We start from the raw sequence: 5,102 nt of genomic DNA, 5'->3' as shown, positions 1-5,102 counted from the left end.
ATCAGGACCACCCCGGCCATCAGCATGGATTTCTGGTGGCCACCAGCTGAGAGAACCCAAGTCCACCTACCTGGGGATCCTCATGGCCGTTGACATCGTGTGCGGGCAATACATGGCGCAGCGACACAATGAGGCACGATTCGATAGCTTTTAATCCGTAGGTTCCGGGTTCGAGCCCCGGGCGCCCTACCACCATGACCTGCAACTTCTTCCTGTACGGGAAGGTTTCTTGCTGATCGTGAGACACATATGGGTCACACCTGGGTCACAGGTGTCAGGCCGCCAGCTTGCGGGTCTTCCGAGCGGTCTTGCGGGTGCTGGACAGGACTAGCCGCGCGATGGCCTGGGCGGACTAGTGATACACGTCCGGCAGCACCGAGGTGTAGATGTCTGAGGTCACCACGATGCTGCCGTGCCCCAGTGTGCCCTGCACCACCCGCAGATCCGAGCCCGAGGCCAGGGCGAGAGTTGCCGTACCGTGCCGCAGGTCATGCAGCCGAATCGGTGGCAAGTCGCTGGCTCGTACCAGCTGGTGGAACCGGACGCGAGGTAGTCCCGCCGCGGTGGCTGCGCAGTAGCCGAACCGTCTCTGAGTTCAGCGCGACGATCCGTCGGCTGGCAGCGGTTTTCGGTGGGCAGGCGATCAGCCCGTCGTCGGTGTGCACCAGCTGCCGGCTCATGGTGAGCTCCCGCCGGTCGAGGTCCAGGTCCACCAGCACAGACCGGCTGCCTCGCCGCGGTGCAGGCCACGCAACGCGATCAGCTGCCACAGCTGATACAGCGGATCGCCGCGGGCGAAGGCGAGGAACTCGGCCAACTGCTCGGCGGTCCACACCGCCACCGCGGGCCACTCGCCGTTTGTGGGGTGCTGCGGACGATTTCTTCGGGCATCCTGACGTTGGCGATCAGCACGTGCGGCGATAGGGGAGTTCAGGGATGTAGGTCTTCCACTCGTCGGGGGGCAGTGAGCCGACATCCCGGCAGAGCGCCTTCCTGATCTGGGCGGAGCCTATGAGGTGGGTGCGGAGACGGCCTTGGTCGTCGGTGCTGAAGATCGTGGATCCGTCGGCGGAGAAGGCCAGGGCAGTGACCGGGTGGGGCTCGGGGGTGTCCTTGGGCATGAAGAATCCGGTGAGAGGGAGGCCGAAGGGGCGACGGTTGGCCATGTCCCATAGCTGGATCTGTCCCGTCTTGTCTGAGCTGGCGAGGACCCGGCCGTCGGGGGAGAAAGCCATGAGGGGGTTATAGCCCAGTTGGGTGCCGGGGCGGACGGTGAACTTCGACTGGAGGGTCGAGGCGTCCAGGATGGTGATCTCAGTGTCGCCCCAGTCGGCGATGAAGTTCTTGCTGATCGCCTCGCCGGTGTTCGGAGCGCCGTTGGCGGGCAGCAAGGTTCGCGCGGTGGCGGTTTCGATTACGCCCAGGTCCTGACCGGCGATGATGGTCTTGCCGTCCGGTGAGAACAGCGGGCGAGGGAAGCCGAAGCCGAGGTCCAGCGAGGCGGCCTGCCGCCCATCGACCTGGAACCGTTTGGCGCCTGTCGTCACGTCCCACAGCTGCAGGATGGTGCCCGTCTTCGTACCGCCGGAAAAGGCGACTGCCAGGGTACGGCCATCGGGCGAGAACTGCACTTGGCCGCTTAGGCGGAAGGTTGCCGCTCCCGTGTTGTCGACCTTGAGTGTAGTGCGCTTGGCGCTCTGAGCGACGTCCCAGATCTCGATGGAGAGGTCCTTGCGGAGGCTGGCGAGCAGCTTGCCGTCCCGGGACAGTGTGTAGAAGCCGTCGCTGGTCCCGTCTGCTGAGGTGATCGGCAGTTCTGTGCGTTTGACGCGCCTGGCCGGATCCCAGATCTCCAGCTTGCGGTGGGCACCAAGTGCGAGTGTCGACCCGTCCTCGCTGAGCGCAGCTGAGTTCCTGCCGAACGAGAAGGCCACCGTGTCCGTGACGGCGCGCAGCGAGATGAACTTGGCGGTGCCGTCCTTTGCGAAGCAGCGAAGGGTGCGGCCGTCGGGCCCGATGACCTGGTCGTGGCAGCTCGGGTCGGAGTACCACCAGACCGGACCGAGGCCGCTGCCCAGCGACCAGATCACGCCGTCGATGCCGACGAGGCGGCTGTCGGGACTGAAGAAGATCTCCTCGTTGATGTTGGGTTCCGCTTTGGGGATCGTGTATTCGATCTCGTCGTTCTCATTGAGGAGGCGAAGCACGATGTGCTTGTTCTTCCGGATGGCGAGGATCTTGCCATTGGGGCTGTAGCTCAAGGAGCTGACGAGGACATTTTTGCCGATCGGCTGAGAGTGCAATCGCTTCCCGGTCCTCACATCCCAGGTCTCGAAGCGGGTCTCGCCGTTCCAGGCGAGAACTCGCTCGTCCGGCGAGGTCTCCACGTTGAACCACGAGGCGACCGGGATCCGCAGGACGCGCTGTCCCGTCCGGAGATCCCACGCCCTGATGACCTTGTTTTTGTTGGACGCGGAGACGAGGAAGTTGCCCTTCTCGCTGAGAAACGTCTCGGCCCCTTCGGGGTTTCCCACATCGAGCGACTTCGGAATCTGCCGGATGGTCGTGGTGTCCCAGATGCCGGTCGTCCCGTCTGCGTGTATGACCCCGAGCAGGCGTCCGTCCCCGCTGAACGTCACGTCGAAGATCGGGGCTCCGGGAACCGCGAACTCCGAGACCACTTTGCGGGCATCCAGATCCACAAGCTTGATCGTGTTCGCTTCGCGCCTGAAATACGCGACTAGGTGCCCGGTGCGGGCGACTCTCCAGATCGAGTTCGCGGCCAGGGGTGGCCTGTAGTAGTGGCTCTCCCACTGGTTGTAGGTGGTCACGAGGGCGCTACGGCTATCGAATCCGTCGGGTGAGAGGGCTCCCGACGCTATCGCCAGTTGTTTGGCCGCTGTCGGGTCGGTACGGCGCAGCGCGGTCGCGACTCCCGCGACACGGCTGCCGACGGACGCCTCAAGCTGTCGGGAAACTGTCTCGTTCTTGTCGGACAGCTCTGATCCCTGGTAGATCGCCAGTGCGGCTGTGCCGGTCGCCACCATCAGCAGGGCGGCGAGTACCGCGCTCAGTAGGGTCCGGTTACGCCGTCGGCGTTCGGCCGCCTTGGCCGAGGCGTCCAGGTAAGCGCGTTCCATCACATTGAGCCGGAGATGCCGCAGGCCTCCGGCTATCCAACCGACAGCCCTGTCGAGCTTGCTGCCCTGTAACAGATCGCCGGTCTTGCGTCCGTGCTCGATCCAGTTCCGTGTCGCCTCCGCCAGCTCGTGGTGGGCGTTCAGCGCCCCGCGATCGCCGTTCACCCAGGCCCGCAGCCTCGGCCACGCACGGATGAGTGCAGGTGTCGCCAGCGTGAACACCGCGCCCTTCCGGGCGACCAAGCCTCCAGCACACAAGGCCTCCAGCAGCCTCTGGAGGGTCCGATCGTCGAACTCGCCGTCGTGGAACTCCGCGTACGGGACCTTGCGGAGTGTGTGCTGCGCGTCAGGGAACGAGGTGATCATCCGAAGCAGCAGGCGGGGAACCAACGTCTGCTCCTCGGCGGTGCGCTCCACGAACACCTTCTCGGCGGTCTCCCCCAGCGTGGGATCATCGTCCACCCCGACCCTGTCGTGGTCGGCGGCCCGCTGTCCCGCGGCGAGCGCAGTGTGGCCGTCACCACCCGGCAGGCCGAGCAGTCCGGCGAGCAGGGCGGGAGCGGTCGGGCGATCGGCTGGGTCCTGGGAGAGGGCTTGGGCGACCAGTGGCTGGAGCTGCGGGGGCAGCCTGTCCAGGTCAGGCCGGTGGTTGAGGATCTGGTAGGCGAGGGCGGAGAGGTTGTCTCCGTTGAAGGGGGCTTGACCGGTGGCGGCGAACAGCACGATCGTGCCCCAGGCCCAGATGTCAACGGCCGGTGTGGCTCGGTCTCCCCGGAACAGTTCGGGAGCCATCCAACGGGGAGTGCCTTTGAGTTGGTCCGTGGCGCTGCGAGACATTTCTTCGGTGCGGGCGATCCCGAAGTCGATGACGCGTGGCCCGTCAGGTCCGATGAGGACATTGGCCGGCTTGAGGTCACGGTGCATGACCCCGGCCTGGTGGATCGAGGACAGCGCTGTGACGATCCCGATGGCCAGTCGGAGAAGCTCCTCAGCCCTATAAGGTCCCTTCTCGTCGACCCAGCTCTGCAGGTCGGGTCCAGCGACGTACTCGCTGACCAGGTAGGGCGGATTGTGGACGAGGTCAGCGGAGATGATCCGCGCAGTGCAGAAGGGCGCGACTCTGCTGAGTGCTGCGACCTCACGTCGCAACTGGTTGCGATAGGCGTCGGTCAAATAGTTGGCGTGCAGCGCCTTGACCGCGACCCTTTCACCCGCGTCGTCATACCCCTCGTACACCACGCCCTGCCCACCCGCGCCGAGGCGTCCGGCCAGCCAGTACGCGCCGAGTTGGCGCGGGTCGCTCGATGCCAATGGCGCTGCCAAAAGCCGCACCCTCCATTCAAGGGACATGATCGACAAGTTAGATGCGTGGTATCGTCCTTTTGTTGCTGGTATAGCGCCCCGAAGGTTCCCGTACGGATCGCGTCGGCCAGCAGGGCAAACGCGTGGCTTCGTTGTAGACGGGCACATGATCAAGGAGTTCGCGACTGCGCCTGTCGAAACTCTGCCCACGCAGGTCAGCGGCACGTTACCCGTCGAGGACTTCGCTGAGCCTTTCTCGCCGGCGTGTCGACGAATCACTCCGGATCAGCAATCGGATCGGGTACGGTACACAGCGACGCTCAGCCCGACCGTTGACAGCACACCGGATCCGCCGGGTACGGATCAAGCCGTCCCAACTGGCCAATTGAATGCAAAGTGAGAATGGTCAAGGGATGCTGTCCGGTCCGTGGTTGCTCGTTGGATGCTCGTCGGCACCTGATATGGCATGGCACCGGGCGGCATTCTTGGGCATTTTGAAAGCGGCATTCGGAGACAGAGCGACACTTAGAGCCGCAGTGCGGCATGGCTCGGCATAATGTCTGTCGACTTTTAATCCGTAGGTTCCGGGTTCGAGCCCCGGGCGCCCTACCACCTCACACCCCATCCGACCTGCACTTTCTCGATTCTCGACCGTCTTCA

The 5,102-nt window shown here is 64.6% G+C and carries 3 protein-coding genes; all 3 read right to left on the bottom strand.

Annotation, left to right across the window (positions count from 1 at the left end; translation table 11 throughout):
- Positions 1-352: 352 nt before the first annotated feature.
- The gene (locus tag ABZS69_RS66810) at positions 353-529 is read right to left on the bottom strand and encodes a tyrosine-type recombinase/integrase (protein WP_355395546.1); all 177 of its coding nucleotides are present in this window, start codon (positions 527-529) and stop codon (positions 353-355) included.
- A 147-nt stretch (positions 530-676) separates the two neighbouring features.
- Positions 677-841, bottom strand: coding sequence for a hypothetical protein (locus ABZS69_RS66805; RefSeq protein WP_355395543.1), 165 nt, complete (start codon positions 839-841; stop codon positions 677-679).
- 64 nt (positions 842-905) lie between these two features.
- Entirely contained in the window at positions 906-4,490 is a 3,585-nt protein-coding gene (locus ABZS69_RS66800) for a WD40 repeat domain-containing serine/threonine-protein kinase (protein ID WP_355395541.1), read from the bottom strand.
- Between the last annotated feature and the right edge of the window lie 612 nt (positions 4,491-5,102).

It is taken from the genome of Nonomuraea sp. NPDC005650 (assembly GCF_040605375.1).
GTDB lineage: Bacteria > Actinomycetota > Actinomycetes > Streptosporangiales > Streptosporangiaceae > Nonomuraea.
This window is presented reverse-complemented; position numbering and strand designations above follow the sequence as displayed.